16 protein-coding genes and 1 pseudogene are annotated in these 20939 nt (G+C 52.1%); 6 read left to right on the top strand and 11 right to left on the bottom strand.

From position 1 onward, the window contains the following. Positions 1–221: 221 nt before the first annotated feature. Positions 222–623 carry a Fur family transcriptional regulator gene (locus JI735_RS06700; RefSeq protein ID WP_039838814.1) on the bottom strand — a complete coding sequence of 134 codons (402 nt, stop codon included), beginning with the start codon at positions 621–623 and terminating at the stop codon, positions 222–224. Positions 624–840: 217 nt separating this feature from the next. On the opposite strand from JI735_RS06700, the gene JI735_RS06705 reads away from it, so the two are divergent. The 3 genes from JI735_RS06705 (at position 841) to JI735_RS06715 (ending at position 3640) form a co-directional block, all read left to right on the top strand. Then, positions 841–2409 (top strand): FAD-dependent oxidoreductase, encoded by a 1569-nt coding sequence (locus JI735_RS06705; protein ID WP_233476284.1) that lies wholly within the window; start codon positions 841–843, stop codon positions 2407–2409. 105 nt (positions 2410–2514) lie between these two features. Next, positions 2515–3246, top strand: coding sequence for a 3-ketoacyl-ACP reductase (locus JI735_RS06710; RefSeq protein ID WP_202677210.1), 732 nt, complete (start codon positions 2515–2517; stop codon positions 3244–3246). Positions 3247–3328: 82 nt separating this feature from the next. Continuing rightward, positions 3329–3640, top strand: coding sequence for an antibiotic biosynthesis monooxygenase (locus tag JI735_RS06715; RefSeq protein WP_039838812.1), 312 nt, complete (start codon positions 3329–3331; stop codon positions 3638–3640). Positions 3641–3953: 313 nt separating this feature from the next. Here the strand turns inward: JI735_RS06715 and JI735_RS06720 are convergent. From JI735_RS06720 to cidR, 8 genes and pseudogenes are all read right to left on the bottom strand, one after another. Further along, positions 3954–6178: pseudogene (locus JI735_RS06720) on the bottom strand (MMPL family transporter). Between the two features lie 617 nt (positions 6179–6795). Beyond that, entirely contained in the window at positions 6796–8700 is a 1905-nt protein-coding gene (locus JI735_RS06725) for an ABC transporter ATP-binding protein (protein ID WP_039838811.1), read from the bottom strand. Beyond that, positions 8697–10457 carry an ABC transporter ATP-binding protein gene (locus JI735_RS06730; protein ID WP_039838810.1) on the bottom strand — a complete coding sequence of 587 codons (1761 nt, stop codon included), beginning with the start codon at positions 10455–10457 and terminating at the stop codon, positions 8697–8699. The genes JI735_RS06725 and JI735_RS06730 overlap by 4 nt, the downstream gene beginning before the upstream one ends. After that, a complete protein-coding gene (locus tag JI735_RS06735; protein ID WP_202677211.1) occupies positions 10450–10605 on the bottom strand; it encodes a hypothetical protein in 156 nt (51 codons plus the stop codon). Before JI735_RS06735 ends, JI735_RS06730 begins: the two co-directional genes overlap by 8 nt. Then, positions 10602–10886: a MarR family winged helix-turn-helix transcriptional regulator gene (locus tag JI735_RS06740; protein WP_202677212.1), complete on the bottom strand. Its 285-nt coding sequence runs from the start codon at positions 10884–10886 to the stop codon at positions 10602–10604. The genes JI735_RS06735 and JI735_RS06740 overlap by 4 nt, the downstream gene beginning before the upstream one ends. 371 nt (positions 10887–11257) lie before the next feature. After that, positions 11258–12658: a hypothetical protein gene (locus tag JI735_RS06745; protein ID WP_039838808.1), complete on the bottom strand. Its 1401-nt coding sequence runs from the start codon at positions 12656–12658 to the stop codon at positions 11258–11260. A 134-nt stretch (positions 12659–12792) separates the two neighbouring features. Continuing rightward, complete coding sequence (locus tag JI735_RS06750) at positions 12793–13080, bottom strand: aspartyl-phosphate phosphatase Spo0E family protein (RefSeq protein WP_039838807.1); 288 nt, start codon at positions 13078–13080, stop codon at positions 12793–12795. Positions 13081–13190: 110 nt separating this feature from the next. After that, the gene (gene cidR, locus JI735_RS06755) at positions 13191–14114 is read right to left on the bottom strand and encodes a cidABC operon transcriptional activator CidR (protein WP_020425693.1); all 924 of its coding nucleotides are present in this window, start codon (positions 14112–14114) and stop codon (positions 13191–13193) included. A gap of 197 nt (positions 14115–14311) precedes the next feature. Between cidR and JI735_RS06760 the strand changes: the two genes are divergently transcribed. Both JI735_RS06760 and JI735_RS06765 read left to right on the top strand, forming a co-directional pair. After that, positions 14312–14683: a CidA/LrgA family protein gene (locus JI735_RS06760; RefSeq protein ID WP_039838806.1), complete on the top strand. Its 372-nt coding sequence runs from the start codon at positions 14312–14314 to the stop codon at positions 14681–14683. Beyond that, positions 14683–15363 carry a CidB/LrgB family autolysis modulator gene (locus JI735_RS06765; RefSeq protein WP_039838818.1) on the top strand — a complete coding sequence of 227 codons (681 nt, stop codon included), beginning with the start codon at positions 14683–14685 and terminating at the stop codon, positions 15361–15363. Before JI735_RS06760 ends, JI735_RS06765 begins: the two co-directional genes overlap by 1 nt. 87 nt (positions 15364–15450) lie before the next feature. Here the strand turns inward: JI735_RS06765 and JI735_RS06770 are convergent, their stop codons facing one another. Together JI735_RS06770 and JI735_RS06775 are read right to left on the bottom strand one after the other, a co-directional pair. After that, complete coding sequence (locus JI735_RS06770) at positions 15451–16419, bottom strand: Gfo/Idh/MocA family protein (protein ID WP_039838805.1); 969 nt, start codon at positions 16417–16419, stop codon at positions 15451–15453. 53 nt (positions 16420–16472) lie between these two features. Continuing rightward, positions 16473–18782: an ATP-dependent DNA helicase gene (locus JI735_RS06775; RefSeq protein WP_039838804.1), complete on the bottom strand. Its 2310-nt coding sequence runs from the start codon at positions 18780–18782 to the stop codon at positions 16473–16475. Between the two features lie 256 nt (positions 18783–19038). Between JI735_RS06775 and JI735_RS06780 the strand changes: the two genes are divergently transcribed. Then, positions 19039–20925 carry an LTA synthase family protein gene (locus tag JI735_RS06780; protein ID WP_051052258.1) on the top strand — a complete coding sequence of 629 codons (1887 nt, stop codon included), beginning with the start codon at positions 19039–19041 and terminating at the stop codon, positions 20923–20925. Positions 20926–20939: the final 14 nt, after the last annotated feature.

A 20939-nucleotide genomic window follows, 5' to 3' on the forward strand; every position in this document is an offset into this window, starting at 1 on the left:
TATAATTATATATCAGTCCTGAAAAACCTCTTTTGCCCAGCAACTCTTCAGTATTCTCATACTTCTTTGGAGAATTTTCATATAACCGCAGCAAAAAGACCGTTTAATGAAAACGGTCTTTTCTTATATCTGTATATAGTTTTCCGGGACTATATAGCTGAACTGGAAATCCGGCAGTCTTCAGTTATGGATCAGTTGGTTTTGGACCGGACTGCCAACGTTCAGAGCTGCTTGGCCCCTTTGCTTCTGCAATTCGGGCACACTCCTCCAAACACAACATGCGCATGGGTAATCAAATAGCCTGTCTCCCCGCTCACCTGGTCAGTCCACTCCTGAGGCACCTGGGTCATTACCTCATCCACGGCCCCGCACACCTCGCACAGGATATGCTGATGTTCATCAAGACGGGCGTCATAGCGGCTGGCGGCTTCCCCCAATTTGAGCTCACGGATCATTTGTTTGTCCGAAAGATAACGCAAAGAATTATATACGGTTCCATAAGCGAGGTTGTGCCCTTGTTCTACCAGCCGGTTCATTACCTCTGCTGCAGTGGGGTGGTCATGTGAACTCCGGACAATGTCATACACAGCTTGACGCTGGGAGGTCAGATTCAGGGTCTTCATCTTTATCATCCTCTGATTTGTTTTTAGATCAAGTATAAATCCAGATAGCCACAGCGTCAATGAGGAAGGCCCGGCTCGTAATCCGTTTTAACGGCAACTGCCCCTTATTGTGGCATGGCTGTATCTATTTCATGCACTACTGGCGTCTGACGGGTTTCTTTTGGCGGGAGTGTGGTAATAACTGAAATGAGTCTTTACAGTGATGGAGGAGATAAATATGAAGGAAAACAGGATGAACCGCCCCCAGTTCCCGCAGAGCCTTCCGCAATTCCCGAAATCGTTATGGAGAGCCAGTACTGAAGTTCCGTCCTTTCCGGCACTTGCGGAAGACCATTCTACTGATGTCGCGATTGTTGGCGGCGGGATTACCGGGATTACGACAGCCTATCTGCTGACCCAGGCGGGGTACAAGGTAACGCTGCTGGAAGCAGGGGAACTTTTTGCCGGCACTACCGGATTTACTACCGCCAAAATCACCGTACAGCATGGCCTGATCTACCACGATTTGGTCAAGGACTTCGGAGAAGAAGCAGCCCGGCTCTACTATCAGTCAAACAACGAGGCATTGAAGTGGATAGTGCAGACGGCAGAAGAACTGAAGTTATCCTGTGGCCTCACACGCGAAGCGGCTTATCTCTACGCAGATGAGGGGGATGAGCAGACGCTGAAGCAGCTTGAAGATGAGTTCAAGGCCTATGGCAAAATCGGGCTTCCGGGGGAGTGGCAAGACCATATTTCGCTTCCGCTGCGGATTGACGGTGCCATTAAGCTGCCGGGACAAGCCCGTTTCCATCCGCTCCAGTACCTTAAGGGACTGCTGGATGTTATTTTGGATAAAGGCGGGATAATCTACGAGCATACCATGATTGGAGAACAAGTCGACAAGGACAGTGGCGTACTCACCCTGTATACAGAGCAGAGCAAACATAAAATCAGCTGCCGGCATGCGGTATCGGCTTCCCACTATCCTTTTTATGACGGCGGTGCCTTATATTTCGCCCGTCTGCATGCGGAGCGTTCCTATTGTCTGGCCATTGACCCGGAAACCGATTATGAGGGCGGAATGTATTTAAGTGCGGGTGACCCTACCCGTTCGCTGCGGGCCGTGGAATGGAACGGCAAGAAGCTGGTCATTGTCGGAGGGGACAACCATAAGACGGGGCAAGGCATCTGCACCCATGGCCATTATGAGAATCTGGAGAAATTCGCCGGGGAACTGCTGGGCATTCGGGGCATTCCCTTCCGGTGGTCGACCCAGGACCTCATTACTCTGGACCGTGTTCCTTACATCGCCAAAACAGCCGAGGATGAGGAAATTTATATCGCCACCGGCTTTCGCAAATGGGGCATGACGAACGGAACCCTGGCAGCACACATGATAGCGGATGGCATCCAGCGGCGCAGCAATCCTTATACGGAGCTTTATGACCCTTCACGCTTCAAAACCGTGCCTGCGATTAAAACCTTCATTGCCCAAAACGCCAACGTTGCAAAAGAACTGGTTGCAGGCAAGCTGGAGATTGTGCATAAGAGGACGCATGAACTGGAGCCGGATCAAGGGGCGGTGGTCTTCCACGACGGCCAGCGCGTTGGAGCCTACCGCGATCCCGAAGGAAAGCTGCATCTGGTGGACAGAACCTGCACCCATATGGGCTGCGAAACCGAGTGGAACAATGGTGAACGCTCCTGGGACTGCCCTTGCCACGGCTCCCGTTATTCTTTTGATGGAGAGGTGCTGGAGGGTCCGGCAACTGTTCCGCTGACCAAGCTGGAAGTTAAAGAATAAGACAGGAAGCTGAACTCTCCTTCCCTTCGCGTGCTTCTCTTTTCCCGCTCAGGTATAATGGGAGCTGAATAGCAGCCTCATTACTAAGCATTTGTAAAAAGGAGCGTGACGTTAGGTTATGGATTTGAGAGGAAAAGTATTGTCATCACCGGTGCCGGCAAAGGGATCGGCAAAGCTCTGGCCATGGCGCTGGCCAAGGAAGGTGCAAATCTGGGGCTGATCTCCAGAACAGCGGCTGATCTGGAGGCGCTCAAGTCGGCGCTGACCGAAGTGTACGATATCAAGGTAAGCATCGCGGTGGCGGATATTGCTGTCCGCGAGGACGCTGAACGGGCCGTCGTTTCCCTGCAGAAGGACCTCGGCGCGTTCGACGCGTTGATTAACAATGCCGGAATCGCCAAATTCGGCACTTTTCTGGAAATGGACCCTGCGGATTGGGAACGCCATATGCAGATCAATTTGTTCGGGACCTACTATGTCACCCGGGCAGCCTTGCCTGCAATGATTGAGCGCAGCAGCGGCAATATTATCAATATTTCTTCTACAGCCGGAGAAAGGGGCTTTGCCACCGGCTCTGCTTACTGCGCTTCCAAGTTCGCGCTGATGGGCATGACCGAGGCGCTGGCGCAGGAAGTCCGCAAGCACAACATCCGCGTGGTCGCACTGACACCGAGCACCGTCAACACCGGCCTTGCGGAGAATGCCGGCCTGAAGATTGGCGATGAGGACCGGATGATGCAGCCTGAGGATGTGGCTGAGCTGGCCCTGGCCGCCCTGAAGCTTCCCGACCGCGTCTTCCTGAAAACTGCAGGTATCTGGACAACCAATCCGCAATAAGCGGTTAAGGCCGCCGCCCCTCTGCGGCGGCCTTACAGAACGGGTACGGATAGGATACTCTAGCATGAAGGAGGTCTTTGGAATGCTTGTAGTTACCAATACTATCAAGATCAAGGAAGGCCATGCTGAGGCCATAGCCCAGCGTTTCGGAGCATCGAACGGGGTACAGGACATGCCCGGCTTCGTCCGTATGGAGGTATGGCACGGCAGTCCCAAGGACGGTGCAGAGGAACTGAAAATTTGCACCGTATGGGAGAATGAGGAAGCTTTTAAGGGCTGGACTTCCAGCGACGCCTTCCGTCAGTCACATCGCGGCGCAGGCGGGAATGAAGCGATTCTTGGCGCGTCGCTGGACAAGTATGAACTGCTTGTCAGCCGTACGCCAGGGGAGTAGGCTATCAGGCGCAGGTTGTGACCTTTCCCCTTTTGTTACTTTTTCAAGTTCGCTTTGTATAGGCAAAAGGTATTTTTACCTTTCATTTCGCCAAGTAGCCCGCTTATTGCGGCATTACTGCCGTTGATTGCTTTACTAACCTAAACAGGGATGCCCTGCTGACCTATGCGGCACAGCGAGGCATCCCTGTTGTTATATTACTGGGCAGCCGCATAATACAGCAACGGGGGCGTCGTGAAGCTCCCTGCTCAATACTCCTCATGTTCTCGCCCAGCCCGTCCGCACCTCTTTATTGTATTGGCCCTCTCCCCAATTAATCCTCGCTCACTAACAGCGCTCGCTCCTGCTCCTGATGCTTACCCGGCCAGAAGGACCAGCGGCCCAAGAGTACGGTAATTGCCGGCACCAGGAAAGGGCGGACTACGAAGGTGTCCAGCAGCACCCCAATGGCGGTGATAATGCCGAACTGCACCAGCACTTGAATCGGCAGGCTGGCCAGCACCGCGAAGGTTCCGGCCAGTATGAGCCCGGCGGAGGTGATGACCGAGCCAGTCTCATTTACCCCCTCAGCAATGGCCTGCTTCAGCGGCATAACTTTGCGTTTTTTCCAGATGTTCGAGATCATGAAGATGTTGTAGTCCTCCCCAAGAGCAACCAGGAACACGAAGGAATACAGCGGAATAGCGCCCTGAATGGCGTCTGCTCCCATAAGATAATGAATAATAATCCAACCCAGCCCAAGCGCTGAAAAGAACGACAGGATTACGGTTGCCACCAGATAAACCGTCGCTACCACAGAACGCAGATAAATCAGCAGCAGCACGGTAATCAACCCGATAACGACCGGAATAATCAGAGCCGTATCTCTCTCCCGAGCTCCTTGGTATCGTACTGGGCCGCAGTCTGTCCGCTGATCCACACACTATCCTTGACGTTGTCCAGGCCCGATTCTGCCAGCGCCTGTTCTACGGTTGCCTGAAGCGCTGGAATGTGATTCATGGCCTCCAGAGAATATGGATTGCTTTTGAATTCTACATCATACCCGAGGATATTATGGCTGACCGCACCCTGCTGGGGATCAGACACCGTATCAATATAAGAAATTCCGCTGAGAACTACCTTGATATCCTCCCCGTTCACCTTACCCTGTGTATCAATCATCAGCTTGGCCGGAGCCAGCCCGCCTGGAGAGAATTGGGTGCCGATAAGGTCAAAGCCCTCGCGCGACTCCATGTCCTCCGGAAAGGACGAGAGAATATCATAAGTAAATTTGATCCCGCCGGAAAAGGAGGCGAGCACACCGAGAAGAACCACCGTAATACCTACAATCGCCCAAGGGCGGGCTACCACGAAATCACCGATTCCTTTTTTGTGTACGGGTTTAGGCTGCGGTGCCGGTTTGCCCTTCGCTTTGGCCCGGTCGGCTTCCATCTGCGGAGTACGCGGAATGAACGGGAAAAAGGAGGTGCGGCCAAAAATCGCCAGCAGCGCAGGCACCAGCGTCAAGCTGGCGATCCCCATAATCAGAATCGAGACACTGAACGGAACGGCGAAACGGTGGTACGCACCGTATTTGGCCAGCAGCAGCGCAAACAACGCCAATACAACTGTAAATCCGCTCATGGCAATAGCACCGGAAGAATGTGTGATTGCTAGCAATAATGCGTGCCCCTTATGCTTCTCCACCTTCAGCATCTGACGGAACCGGGAAATCAGGAACAGACAATAGTCCGTACCCGCACCGAACAGCAGCACGGTCATAATGGAAATGGCCTGGGAGTCTACGGTGATCCAGCCTTCCTGGGCCATTTTTCCGAGCACAGGGCTGGTAACACCATAGGCAAAACCTACCGCTGCCAGTGGAATCAAAGCCAGAATCGGCGAGCGGTAGATCAACAGCAGGAACACAAGCACCAGCACAACTGTTGCGATCAGCAGGGAGACATCCGCATTCTGGAACAGTCCGGTGGCATCAACGGAAATCCCTACCGGCCCGGATACCCGAAGGCTCAGATCATTACTCTCTGTCTTCGCTGCGGAAGGGTCGCCGCCTGTCTCCGTTTTTATTATTTTTTTCATTTCCGTTAATGCTTCGCCGAGCTGGCTGCTGTCCGCCGTCTTGTCAAAAAGCACCGGGGTAACCAGTGTGCTGCCATCCCCCGACAACGAAGCCTGAAGCGCCTGCGGCGGCGGCTTCCCGAGCGGGGGAACATAGTTCTGATGTGCCAATGGCTGCTGCTCCAGCTTGCTGTACACAGCGATGATGTGTGCCAGATCCTCCCCGGACATTCCGCCTTCCCTATGCCATACGAGCAAGGCAGGGACGCCGCTGCCAGCCGGAAACTCCCTTTCAGCAACGGCTGAAGCCCGGACCGACTGCGAATCTTCAGGGAGGTTGGATGCATTGTTCAGCTCCTGCGAATTCACTGAAGGCCATAACATGGTGAGCGCTCCCACAACTGCTATCCAGACGATTAGGGTAACCCACTTTGTTTTACTGCCTGCCACCCAATTTCCGTAGCCTGACATTCCGTTCATCCTCTCTTCGTACCCTTCGGCCCAAAATGAACCGTGGGTCATTTTCATACTCTTATCATATATACCCTAAAAATTTTAATCAAACCTTTTTTACAAAAGATCGTGATATCCATAGGTTTATATGCCGAAGATCTTAGGGTTAGTGCAGATTCTTATGCAATACACCATAACGCTGAAATTTGTTTGGCTGGAACATGTTCAATATGAGGCACACGGCAAAATCGCATTCTGCTGTATTTGGTGCAATTGATTTGTGCAACTAGGGGCCAAAAGCCCATTTTTCACAGAATCTGCTGCACAAACTGCATCAGATTTTGTTTCACCGCAGCTTCCAGGGCAGTCTACTCCAAGGCAACAGCTTCAGTTTGCTTGCGGACTTTATTCTAAGCGGCGGGAAACCGAAGGGGCTTATACAAGTAGAAACGGCTACGCCGTCCTTATTGGGACGGTACCCGTTTCAGCGAGAAAGGATAATTTATAGCGTGAAGCATATAAATTCTTATATTTTGAAAAAAGCCCCCTGTCCACAGCATGTACGGACTGCTGTGAACAGGGGGACTATTTAAGCGGCGATATGCCGCATGGAATAACTATCCATTGGGATTCATTATATTCTTTTAGCCTACATCCGGCAGATCCCCATCGGAGAACTGGCTGTTGTACAGATCCGCATAGAATCCGCCAGCTTCCAGCAGTTCCTCGTGGGTGCCTTTTTCAATGACGCTGCCCTTGTTCATCACGAGAATCAAATCGGCGTCCCGGATGGTGGATAAACGGTGGGCGATAACAAAGCTTGTTCTGCCATTCATCAGCGTGTTCATCGCCTTCTGGATTTGGACTTCAGTCCGTGTATCGACGCTGCTTGTCGCTTCATCCAGAATCAGAATGGTAGGATCGGCCAGAATTGCCCGGGCAATAGTAAGCAGCTGCTTCTGCCCCTGCGAAATATTGGAGGCTTCCTCGTTCAGAATCGTGTTATAGCCAAGCGGCAGTGTGCGGATAAAGTGATCGGCATGAGCAGCTTTGGCGGCCCGCACCACATCGGCTTCTGTAGCGCCCTCGCGGCCATAGGCGATATTGTCACGGATGGTTCCGTTGAACAGCCAGGTATCCTGAAGCACCATGCCGAATTTGCTGCGCAGCTCGCTGCGCTTCATATCGGTAATATTGACACCGTCGATGATAATCTCCCCGCCGCTGATTTCATAGAAGCGCATCAGCAGGTTGATCAGCGTCGTTTTGCCGGCACCGGTTGGCCCTACAATGGCAATGGTCTGTCCGGGGCTGACCTCAATGTTCATGTCTTCAATCAGAATAGCATCTTCCTTGTAGCCGAATTTCACATGACGGAATTCAACCGAACCTTCTTCTGCATCCACTGGGCGTTTGGCCAGGGACGTACTGACTTCAGGAACTTCCTCTTCTTCATCCAAAAGCTCAAATACACGTTCTGCCGAAGCAATCGTCGATTGAATGATGTTGGCAATATTGGCCGTTTGCGTAATCGGCATAGTGAACTGGCGCGAATACTGGATAAAAGCCTGAATGTCCCCGACATCAATAATTTTTTTGGTGACGAAAATACCGCCAACCACACAGACCAGCACATAACCCAGGTTCCCGATGAACATCATCAGCGGCATGATGATACCGGAAATGAACTGCGCCCGCCAGCCGGAATCGTAAAGCGAGTCATTGATTTTATCAAACTCGCCCAGCGAGTGCTTTTCGCGGCCAAAAGCTTTGACAATGCGGTGACCGGTGTACATTTCTTCAACATGCCCGTTCAACTGGCCCAAAGATTTCTGCTGCCCGATGAAATAAGTCTGGGAACGTTTGGTGATCCCCATAATGACCACAAAGCTCAGCGGCAGTGTAATAATCGTGATCAGAGTAAGCCAAGGGCTAATGGTCAGCATCATGATAATCACACCGATAATGGTCACGATGGAAGTTATGAGCTGTGTCAAACTCTGCTGCAGCGTAGTGCTGATATTGTCCACATCATTGGTGGCCCGGCTGAGGATTTCTCCATGGGTCCGGGAGTCAAAATATTTCAGCGGCAGCCGCTCCAGCTTGCTGTTGATCTGCTCACGCATATCAAAAACAACCTTCTGCGCAACACCGGACATTACATACTGCTGCACATAACTGAACAATGAGCTGAGCAGGTACAGAGCGCCCAGAATAATTAAAATATCATTAATATAGCCAAAATCAATCGCAGCGCCAGGCACACCCTTCATTATGCCAAAAGCGCCCTCGAACAACTTGGTAGTTGCTTTACCCATAATCTTAGGGCTGAAGATACTGAATACGGTACTGGCAATTGCCATAATAAAAACAATAATGAGCTGCATCTGGCGCGGCCGCAGATAGCGGATCAGACGGCGCAGCGTGCCTTTAAAATCCTTGGCCTTCTCAGGGGGCAGGCCCATGCCCGGACCACCGGGTCCGCGGCCGCCTCCAAATCCGCCTTGGCGGCGGGGAGCCGATTTACCTGCATTATTCTGTTCACTCATGCTATTTCCTCCTCTGACAGCTGCGAGGATACGATCTCGCGGTACACTTCACTGTTGTCCATCAACTCGCGGTGGGTGCCCATTCCGGCAATCTGTCCTTCATCAAGCACAATAATCCGGTCGGCATCCATAACGGTACTGACCCGCTGGGCTACAATGATTACAGTCGATTCCGTAGTTTCGCCCTTAAGTGCAGCCCGCAGCTTGGCGTCGGTCTTGAAGTCCAGGGCAGAGAAGCTGTCGTCGAACAAATAGACCTCCGGTTTTCTTACCAGCGCACGGGCAATCGAAAGACGCTGCTTCTGGCCGCCGGAGACATTGCCCCCGCCCTGGGAGATTTCTGAATTGAAGCCGTCTTTCATGGCGGTGACGAAATCGTAAGCCTGGGCAATCTTGGCCGCATGGATGACTTCTTCTTCCGTGGCCTCTTCTTTGCCGTAGCGGATATTCTCATTGATTGTACCCGTGAACAGCACGGCTTTTTGCGGAATATAGCCAATCTTGCTCCGCAGCTTTTCCTGTGTCATCTCCCGCACATCGACTCCGTCTACACGCACAGCACCTTCGCTGACATCATAGAATCGCGGAATCATGCTGAGCAGAGTGGATTTGCCTGAACCTGTACCGCCGATAATCGCTGTGATCTCACCGGGCTTGGCACTGAAGCTGATTCCTGCCAATGCAGGCTGTTCTGCACCGGGATAGGAGAAGGACACATTATCGAATTCGACGAACCCGTGCATATTGCCGCGGCCGTCCTTACGGGTCGCTGCAGCTGTAGTCTGGAGCTGTCCGGCGGTTGGATCTGTAATTTCAGGCTGCATGTCCAGCACCTCATTAATCCGCAGCGCGGAGGCGGAGGCCCGGGGAATCAATACGAACATCATGGATACCATGATCAGGGAGAACATAATCTGCATTGCATATTGAATAAAAGCCATCAGCGAGCCGACCTGCAAATCCCCGTCGCCGATCCGGATGCCGCCGTAATACAGAATGGCAATCATCGAAAAGTTCATAACAATCATCATCAGCGGCATCAGACCGGCCATAATCTTGTTGACCTTGATGGCTGTATCCGTGAGATCTTTGTTGGCTTCGGTAAACCGTTCATTCTCATGGCTGATCCGGTTGAAGGAACGGATGACGCGAATACCCGTCAGATGCTCGCGCAGCACACGGTTCAATTTGTCCAGCTTGACCTGAATCGCCTTGAACAACGGGAGGCCCTTCATCCCGATGAAGAGAATCGCGCCCACCAGCAGCGGAATCACCACAACAAAAATCAGGGAAAGCTTGGCATCCTCCGATATAGCCATAATAATACCGCCGATCATCATCATCGGCGCTCCGATCATCATGCGCAGCATCATTGTAAGCACGGTTTGTACTTGTGTAATATCGTTGGTGGTACGTGTAATCAGCGATGCTGTTCCCAGCTTGTCGAATTCATGCAGGGTGAAATTCTCTACATGATTGAACATCCGGGACCGGGTATTCTTGCCGAAGCCGGCGGCAATTTTGGCCGACAGGTAGCTGGCTATAATTGAACATAAGGCTCCTCCGGCGGCAACCAGCAGCATGAATCCGCCGATTCTCCAGATATAACTGCGGTCTCCCTGGACAATCCCTTTGTCGACAATGTCGCTCATCAGGGTAGGAAGATACAGGTCGCCCATGGACTGCAGAAATACGAGGATCAGTACGGCTGCAATAGCCAGCTTAAAGGGCTTCAATTGTTTCATTAGTTTAATCACGATTCTCATCTCCGTTCATTTGTAACCGGTCCAAATTAGGCGGCGGATTATCTTCTACAAATCTGTGCACCTTCAGCAGCAGTTCAGCCAGCTGGTCGCTCTCGGCTTCACCCAGATACTCCACCAATTTGTTAAGCGATGCATTCATATGTTCTTTTGCCCTGCGGGTAATAATCCCCCCTGCTCTGTCAGCCTGATACGCACGACCCTACGGTCGTTTGCATCCGGCAGTCTTTCCACCATTTGCTTGGCTTCAAGACTGTTAATAAGCTGGGTAACGGTTGGAGGCGTGAGTCCCATGAAACGGCTGATTTCGGAAACCTTCAGCCCTTCCTCCCCCTCACGTGATCGTCTTGCGATCGTTATTAATAAAGTCATCTCACTAGGCTTATGGCCCTCCACCGTATGCTGCCAGTGTGTTTTACGCAACTGCCGGAGTGCGGCAAAAAGCTTGTGCGCGACTGGATTTTCATGATTTATCCCAATGCTTCCACCTCGATTTTATTTAGGTATACAAATTATTAAATACTATATTAATTAGGATACCTAATTATATTTCCGGCCTGATGCTTTGTCAATTCTTGAATCCGTTATCAATTATTACGGAATGAAGAACACTGCCTAACCGTGCCGGAAACACAAAAACCCCGCCAGTAAGCGGGGTTTTTGGTGTGGCTTGCCATGGGGCTCGTCCACCTTGCACCGGATCTTAGTAACCTATTCCATGCTCCATTGTCGTAAAAGATCCACCAGCTGATCCGGAGTTTTCTGCAGGTACTCTCGGGCCGATCAGAATAAAGCTAAATAATGCCAGAGCGCTGAATGCCGTTAACAGGGTTTTCTTCATTTTTCCTCAGCTCCTTTAGGGTTTCCCCATATTTCTTCTGTTGCTGCTCGGTTGCAAAATGCCTGTACGTCTCAAAAAGCGTCACACAATCAATGATGTTGCCCGCACCATTCAGCCGAATGGCCAATTGCAGAGACTGCAGAATAGTCTCTACTCCTTGATTATACTGCCCCCGGTCCAGAAGGTACATTGAAATCTGGTAGCGCAGGCGGTATAACCGGTCAATATTGATAGGGTCCATGAATTGTTCAAAACGGACCATTTCGCGGGAGAACTGCGCTAACACCTTATCGACAGAGAAACCATAGCGGTTGGCGGACTCAACAATAACTACCAGCCCTGGCAGGATTTCACCGGGATTGTTGGCCAAGAAGGCGGAATATGCCGGAAGCGCTGCTTTGTTGCCCATCAGCATCTCAAGCGTAAAACCGTTGGCTACCGCAAAAAGACTGAAGTCTTTTACAACCTCCCTTCCCTCTTCATCCAAAATCTCAAACCAGTTCAGATCGGCATATCCAGCAGTGTATTTCTTCGCTTCCTCATATCTTTCTAACTTGGTAAGCGCAGTTGCCTTGAGTAAATAACCTTGTGCATAATATAGAACCAACGGCCGGGACAAGTCTAATTCTTCATCCCTGCGGTTATTCTTCCTGCGCAGCTCCTGCCGGTAGATGGCGTTAGCCAAAGCCCTAAGCTCATCTGCGTACTTGCCCATATCCTTCCACCTCTGCAGTGTGAAGCAGACATTAGCCAGCTTAAGCAGGCCATCCAGCTGCATGTTCTCCGGAAGACGGCCGCGATAGGGCTCAAAGGTTATGACTGCGCGCAGCTGCTCTTCCTTGTCCACCAACGATTCCAGCGACTTGAAGATACGGTATTGGCAAATCGCCATGCGTTCAGAATAGCTGTCCATTTCGTTGTCCACAATAATTTTATAAAATACCAGCGATTCCTGAATCTTTCCGTTTACAAAAAGCTTCTCCGCCACCGAATACAAGATCCCCAGCGGCTTCGGGTACTCCATGATCCGGTTCAGGACATCTTCTATGCAATGCTGCTTGCCGATTTCGGCACAGCGGATCAAAAATGGTTCAATCCTCCGGCGGGAGATCCGCTCCTCGCTGAAGCATTCATCCACATACAGCGGATACAGCCATCCTTCCGGAAACCCGAAGGCTCTGGTGACCGCATCCAGTTGTCCCAAAGACATTGGTTTAGGCGGATTCCCGTGGAGAATCGCACTGAGACTGCCGCGGTTCAGACCGGAAACCTTGGCAAACGAAGCGAGATTATGGCCCGAGCGGGACAGATGCTTCTCAATTTCTGAGCGTATGGTTGTCAACTTTGCCTCCACCCGGCACCTCCTCCGTTAATTTCAAGCTTAACCTTCTATTAATTGACATTATAGGTGATGACTATAGAAAGTACAACAAAATGACCCCACAAAGTGGGGCCTTTATTTGTAACAAGTTTATGTCCGAGGATAGGCTACTGCTGCAGCGCAGCATTATTGCGAATTCTCTGGCTCTTGGTTTTCTTTCCGTAAGCGGCCGCCGCAGCGTTCTTGCGGCTGCGCAGACTTTCCATCATTTTGTTCTGGGCGAGCACGATATAACCGTCCAGCCGCTGACTGAGCTCCAGGACCGCATGGTCGCTGAGACTGCGCTCCTGTGCAACCTCCAACAGTTCACATCTAAGACTCTCTATAGTTACGTACAGCTCATCTTCTCTATACTCTTTTCCAAGTTCAGCGGATGAATTCTGGTACAGGCTCACGGTTACTCACCTTCTCTCCTGATCAACTTCTCCCCTATCATAAGTCATGATGCCAAAAAACATATTTTGAAAAAAAAGAAAAAAATGTCGATCATCATCCAAACCCATTTTCACAATTCAGGCTGTCCGGCCTCGCCGGACGGGAGGTAACGCTCGCCCAGCACCCCCATGGCAAAATGAATCCACTCACGTGCGGCAAAAGACAAATAGCGGTCTCTGCGCCAGATCATGCCCAGCTGCCAGGGGATTACAGGCTCAGTCAGCGAAACCACGGATATCCGCGTGCGGTCAATGTCCCGGCAGATGGTCTCCGGAAGCAGGGCAATCCCCATTCCCGCCTCCACCATCCGGCTGATTAAATCCCACTGCGAGCTCTCATATACGACCTTCGGCTGAAATCCCGTCTTGACACACTCCGTAATAATCCGGTCATGCAGCGCAAAATCCTCCCGGAACAACACGAACTCCTCTTCAGCCAGCTCCCTCAGCGGTACGGAGGCCCGGCCCGCCAGACGGTGGCCTGCCGGCACCAGAAGCTCAAGCTTCTCTTCCACAAAGGTGAAGCAATGGAATATGGCTGTATTCACCGGCAGGACGATGGCCCCGATATCGAGCAGTCCGGTTTCCACGTCATCCTCCACCTTTTTGGCCCCGTCTTCGTGCAGACGGATGGTCACATCCGGGTAGCGGCGGTGAAATTCGCCGATGACTGCCGGGAAGAAGCTTGCCCCCACCATGGGCGGCAGCCCGATGCGGATATGCCCCTGCTTCAGATTGCGCAGACTGTCCAGCTCCGAAGACAGGCTCACGAAAGATTCCACAATATTCTGTGCTTTGGTCAGCAGAATCTCTCCGGCATCTGTCAGCCGGATGCTTTTTCCTTCACGGTAAAAGAGGTCAGCCCCCAGCTCAACCTCCAAATTGCGGATCATTTTGCTGATGGTAGGCTGGGAGATGTACAGGGATTCCGCCGCTCTGGAAAAGCTGTTCAGCCTGGCCACCTGGACGAAATACTGCAGCTGCCGGATATCCAATTTTCTCGCCTCCATGTATAGATGAATAGAATGTCACATATTCGATCTATTCATTTTACCTATGAAAGAAAAGGATGTAAACTTTCAGTAATAAGAAAAACGGCAGCGCCGTCCTTTGCAAGAAGGCGGCTTCCGTTTTTTCAAAAATAGAAGGTCAACGGAAGTGTTCTTCTATTTCATGAAAGGAACGAAGCCTTATGAAAAAGCTAGGTCTAGGCTTGCTGCAGGTAGCTGGACTCACCGTGTTCTCGATGCTCATTAATGTATTGACCCCATTCCTTCATATTCCCATTCCCGGAAGCATCATCGGCATGATCCTTTTGTTCCTGCTGCTGGAATCCGGAATCATCCGTCTGAACTGGGTTGAAGCCGGAGCTTCCTGGCTGCTCGCCGAACTGCTGCTGTTCTTTATCCCTTCAGCTATAGGTGTTATGAAATATTCCAAGCTGCTCGAATCAGACGGCCTTCAAGTGCTGGCAGTTGTGATTGTCGGCACCTTCGCTGTAATGGCCAGCTCAGGGCTGCTTACGGGAGCTATATCAAAAGCAAAGGAGCGTAGAGAATCATGATGACTGGACTGTTGCTGCTTGTACTGACTGTTGCTGTGTATCTGCTGGCCAAGCGAATCTATGCTTCCAGCAGCAAGATGTATGCTTCACCGCTTATCATTACACCGCTGCTGATTATCAGTTTTCTGCTCTTAACGGGAATTCCTTATGAATCCTACAATGCGGGAGGCAAATGGCTTACGGATTTGCTGCAGCCGGCAACCATTGCCTTTGCAATCCCTCTTCATAAAAACTTCAAGGTACTGAAAAAACATGCTGCCGAAATTGCGGCAGGCGTACTGTCAGGGACGGTTATGGCTGTACTCTCCTCGATGCTGCTGGCCAAATGGCTGCATCTGAGCGGCGATCTGGCAACCAGCCTGGTACCTCGTTCGGTCACCACACCGATCGCCATGAGCATCTCGCAAAGCATTGGGGGCGTTCCGAGCATTACGGCAGTATTCGTAATTCTGACCGGAGTGCTCGGTACGCTGATGGGGCCTTCTGTGCTGCGCCTCTTCCGCATTGACAACGAAATTGCGCGCGGTGTATCGCTGGGAACCGCCGCGCACGGTACGGGCACCTCCAAAGCCTTCGAGCTGAGTTCGCTGACCGGCACCATCTCCAGTATCGCGATGATTCTGACGGCCCTGCTCTCTATTGGGCTTGCGCCGGCACTTCTCGCGGTTTTCCTCCACTAGGCCGTCCCGGCTTGGGCCAGAGACCTGACCGCTCAGCAGAGCGGTCAGGTCTCTTTTTCGCATATGACCCTTGCTGATTCGTTGTCCCTATAGCTTCACCGGCAATCCGCTTTTCGCGGATTCATAGGCAGCACAGGTTACCTTCAGCGTCTTATAGCCGTCTTCGTAGTCGCTGAGAATGCGCGAACGGTCACCGGTCCGCACTGCATACAGGAAAGCCTCGCTCTCGGCTGCATAAGGATTGCCGGAATTGACGTATTCCTTGCTGTCGCCGCTGCGCACCTCCATCAGCCGGTCCGGATTCCAATCCAGCAGCCCTTTGTCATTATAGAAGCTAAGACCCACTTGTCCAACCTCTCCCGGCAGCACACAAGTATTTGAGATATTCGCCACAATGCCATTGTCCAGCTTGAGCGAGACCGTGCCCACATCAGCTACCGTTACACCTTCATGCTGCTCATGCACAACCCGGTTGCCGAACATGCCGTACACCTCCGTGACCTCACCGCCCAGATAACGCAGCAGATCGACGATATGGGTGGTCTGTTCGGTAAATTGTCCGCCGGACTGCTCCTGATCACGCCACCAGGCAACGCCCGGCATGCTGCCCATCCACTGTCCCACGATCATGCCTACCTTGTCTCCGCTGAGTAATTTCTTCAGGCGTGCGATATTCTCCTGATACCGGAAGTGGTAGCCAACCGAGGTCAGGAGCCCATGCTCCTTGATATCCTGCAGCAGGCTTGCCGGGATCTCCGTGCTTGAACCCAGCGGCTTCTCCACGAAAAAGGGGATCTCCCTGCGGATCAGCGCCCGCTCAATTGCCCCATGCGACTGCGGAGGCACACAAATATATACGGCATCCAGCTTGCGGGCATCCAGCATCTCTGTAATGTCCCCATACCCTTCAGCGCCGTAGGGACTAGCCATGTCTTCACCCTTTTGCTTGCTGCTGCCGCAGACCGCCTGGAGCTTCACATCCTCCATTCCCGCCAGCAAATCGGCATGCACCTTGGAAAACCAGCCGGTTCCTACAATTCCTATATTGAGTGTCATCCTCTTACCTCCTGGAGTTCTCGATTGTATACCTTTTCAAAGATTATACCCGCTTAGGTCCGGATAAGGTAGTCCCGCCATTCCTCAGGGAGCAGGCCCGCATAAGGCTGCTGTAAAAAACGGTCATCGGCCAGCACAATGATTCCGCTGTCACTCTCACTGCGGATCAGCCTTCCGCCCGCCTGCTGCACTTTGCACATGCCCGGATAGACATAGGCATAATCAAAGCCGTTCTTGCCCTGGGACCCAAAATATCCGCGCAGCAGATTGCGCTCCAATCCCACCTGCGGCAGACCGACACCAACAATCATCACACCATTCAAGCGGTCCCCGGGCAAATCAACCCCCTCCGAAAAAATCCCGCCAAGCACCGCGAAGCCAAGCAGCGTCTGCGGATTGTCCGGACGGAAGGAAGCGAGGAACTCCTCCCGCGCCTGCTCACCCATTCCGCTGCCCTGCACCAGGGTTGTGATCTCCGGATACTTGTCCGTGAATACCTCGAAGACACTCTGCAAATAAGCGTAGGAAGGGAAAAACACAAGATAATTCCCTTTCCTTGCAACCATCCCGCGCAGCGCGTCGCTCAAGGGGATCAGGGAATCGGCACGGTCACGATAACGGGTGGATACCGGAAGCACGGACACCTCCCACTGCTCTTTGTGGAACGGAGAAGCTACACGCAGGCTGTAATCCTCTTCTGCTGCACCAATCATGTCCCGGTAATAGGACATCGGCGAGAGAGTCGCTGAGAAGAGAATCTGGCTGCGGAAGCCTTTGGCCATCTGCTGCAGCAGATGCGAGGGGTCCAGATTGAACAGCTTCAGGAACACATCGCCGCGCCGTACCTCTGCGTAGGTGACATACCGTTCATCATAGGTTTTGATGGTGCGCAGCATACCCTGGACCGCATAATAGGTATCCAGCAGGCCGTCTTCCCCATCCCCGGCCAGAGTAATGAGAGCGGAGGACGGACTTGACAGCTCCAGTTCCGCTTCGGCGGCAAAAGCCTCCAGCAGCTGCGGCAATTCCCCGGGATATTCAGCCCAATGTCCTTCACCGTCCTCATTACAGCTTTTGCGCAACGCGATGAAAAAAGCATTCACCGCTTTGGCCGCGGCGCCAAGCTTGCGGTTAACCGTCTTATACTGCCGCTGCAGGTTCAGGAACGGCGCCTTGGTCAGCGAGGCAGAGAACATTTCCCTGCCCCGGTCCACCAGGTTATGGGCCTCATCCACCAGCAGCACCGTCTTCTTTTTGCGTTCCTCCGGCAGCCGTTTCAGACTGATCCGGGGGTCATAGATATAGTTGTAATCACAAATGACCATGTCGCAGGCATAGGCGGCGTCCAGCGAGAATTCAAATGGACACACCTCATGCCGCCGGGCATAGACGGCGATAATCTCCTGCGTCATCAATGTTTCATGCTCCAGCATGTCCAGCACAGCAGCATTCACCCGGTCATAATAGCCCTCGGCGTAAGGGCAGCCCTCCTTGCCGCAGAGCCCCTCCTCACGGAAGCAGGCCTTCTCCTTAGCCGTCAGCGTGATGGCATGGAGATGAAGCCCGCCTGCAAGCAGCAGCAGAACCGCTTCCTGCGCCGCATACCGGGTAACTGTCTTGGCGGTCAAATAGAAGATCCCTGCGACTACCCCTTCGCCCAGTGCTTTTACCGCCGGGAACAGGGTCGACATTGTTTTGCCGATGCCTGTAGGGGCTTGGGCGAACAGATTAACACCTTCAACCGTTGTTTTGTACACAGCAGCGGCAAAATGCCGCTGGCCCTGCCGGTAATCCCGGAACGGAAAGTCCAGACTCCGGATACTCTCTTCCCTCCGGGCCTTATGACGTACCTTCAACTTCGCAAAGGGCGCATACCGGGCCACCGTTTCGGAGGCAAAGGCCTCAAGCTCCTCCCGCCCGGCTGTCCTGTACAGGCTGTGCTGCTCATCACTGCCCCTCAGCACATACGTCAGCTTAACTTCAATAGAAGGAAGCTCCTGATCGATTACGATCATATAGGCATACATAAGCGCCTGCGCCCAATGGACCTCTTTCCCTTCCATCGTGGAATCCAGGGGCCCGGCTATGGACTTGATTTCCTCTACAATCAGCCTGCCATCCTCTCCGGCCAGCAAACCGTCACAGCGTCCGTCGATGATAAAGAGAAGTCCCTCATACGGCATTTCTGCCTTGAGGTAGACCTCCTTGCGGTCCCCTTCTTTATATTGCTTCTGGATATGCTGATGAATACGCGTGCCTTCCGCCATCGCCGCCCCGCTCCGGAACCCCGGCTCCAGACTGCCGCTGCTGAAGGCATACTCCACCAGCGTTCTTACCGAAAGAAATATCTCTGCATTGTCCATGCTTCGTCCTCCTTCCCATTGCCCGCGCCTTTTTTTGCCTGAAGAGGCCATTTCCGTCCTTTTCCCCGGTTTAGCCTCATTAAGAGTTGATATTCCCGGCCTCACAAGGCAGCATTTCAAATTGCGCTTTACCGGGTGGGTATACGGCATTTCTGACTTTTGACAATCGTCACCCAGCGCTGCATAATAAGGACTATTGATAATGGTATTGTTGTGTCTTGCGCTGCTTCCTGCTAGCCGGGAATTGGTTTTTATTATGCAGAAAGAAGGCGAAGCTGTGTCATCCTTAAATGTAAAACGATGGCTGATCAAACCATTCGTATTTTTCTCTATTCTTTTTGTCCTGAAGAGTTTTCTCGCCTGGGGCGTAATTTTTGGAGATCTCCTCTCCTGGAAAACACTATTAACGGAGATTCCTTTTGTCTGGGCCTTGTTCGCCCTTATCGAACGCTTTGCTTCCAAACGGAAGCTTGGCTATTACATGACAGTCAATCTGCTCGTCACCGCAATCTTTTTTGCCGCCATTATGTACTTTAAATATTATGGGGTTATCGTCACTTACCATGCGGCAGAGCAGGTGAATCAGGTTACCGCAGTACGCAACAGCGTATTCTCCCTGATGGACCCGTATTATCTGCTGATTTTTGCCGACATTATCGTCCTCGGCATCTACTTCTTTTTCAATAAGAAGGGCCGGGCCTACAAGAAGGATAACATTAATCACCGCGGCGGAAAACTCTCGCACAGTCTTCTGTTTGCAGTCTCACTGGCCCTTTGCCTGTTCAATATCCTGCCCAACAAGGCCAGCATGAACGAAATCAAGAAGGCGCAGGAGATGGGCATCCTGAATTATGAGGCGTACACGATTTTTGCCAAAGACAAACCTGAGCTTGTGAATGCCAGCGAAATCACGCAGGATGCCATCAACAAGCTCAAGGGAATCGATCCTGCTGCGGTCTCGCCGCTTCAGGGAGCAGCCAAGGGCAAGAATCTGATCATTATTCAATTGGAATCATTCCAAAGCTTCCTGCTTGGACTTAAGGTAGACGGCCACGAGATTACGCCCAATCTGAACCATTTGATGGAGAGCAGTCTGTATCTCCCTAATTTTTATCAAATGGTTGGTCAGGGGAACACATCCGATGCCGAGTTCGTGGTCAACTCTTCCTTCTACATTCCGCCGCAGGGTGCGGCTACCATGGCGTATGTCGACAAGGAGCTGCCCAGCCTGCCGCGTCTTTTGAAGGAAAACGGCTACCAGACAGCTACCTTCCATACCAATGATGTGGAGTTCTGGAACCGCGGGGAGCTGTACAGCTCTCTCGGCTGGGATCATTATTACGACCATAAGTTTTTCGGGGACGAGGATACCTTTTTCTTCGGGCCTTCCGACGAGGCGCTCTACCGCAAGACTTCAGATAAGCTGAAGGAAATGGAAGCGGACGGCAAACCATTCTACGCCCAGGTCATTTCGATGTCTGCCCATCATCCGTTCACCATTCCTGAAGAAAAATACAAGATGAAGCTGCCGGAACGGTATGAGGGAACTTTTGTCGGTGATTATATCCGGTCGCAGAATTATGCCGACTATGCGTTTGGACAATTCGTAGATGAGCTTAAGGCAAACGGGGTATGGGACAACAGCCTGATCATGGTCTATGGAGACCATATGGGACTGCCGATCTATTCCCTGGATCATGACGACAAGGCATTGATGAAGGAAATCTACGGTCATGAATATGAATATGCCGATATGCTTAATATCCCGCTGATCATTCACGCGGAAGGCAAGATCGGGACGCAAACCCTTGATCATGTCGGCGGTGAAGTGGATATTATGCCAACGGCGGCCAGCCTGCTGGGCGTTTCGATGGATAACAACATTCACTTCGGCCAGGACCTGACAAGCCAGTCATACAACCTGCTGCCACAGCGTTATTATCTGCCTACCGGGTCCTTTATTGCCAGCTCCGGTCTGCTGATCCCCGGCAACAGCTTCGAGGATAACACACAGTTCACTCTGGCATCGGGAGGCAAGGCGCCTGCCGGAACTGAGGATGAGTACAACCGCGCGCTGCGTTTGCGCCAGCTCTCAGACAGCTACGTAACGCAGCTCCCGGATAAAGTGAAAGATGCAGAATAACTAACCCCCATAGC

Source organism: Paenibacillus sonchi, assembly GCF_016772475.1.
GTDB lineage: Bacteria > Bacillota > Bacilli > Paenibacillales > Paenibacillaceae > Paenibacillus_AQ > Paenibacillus_AQ sonchi.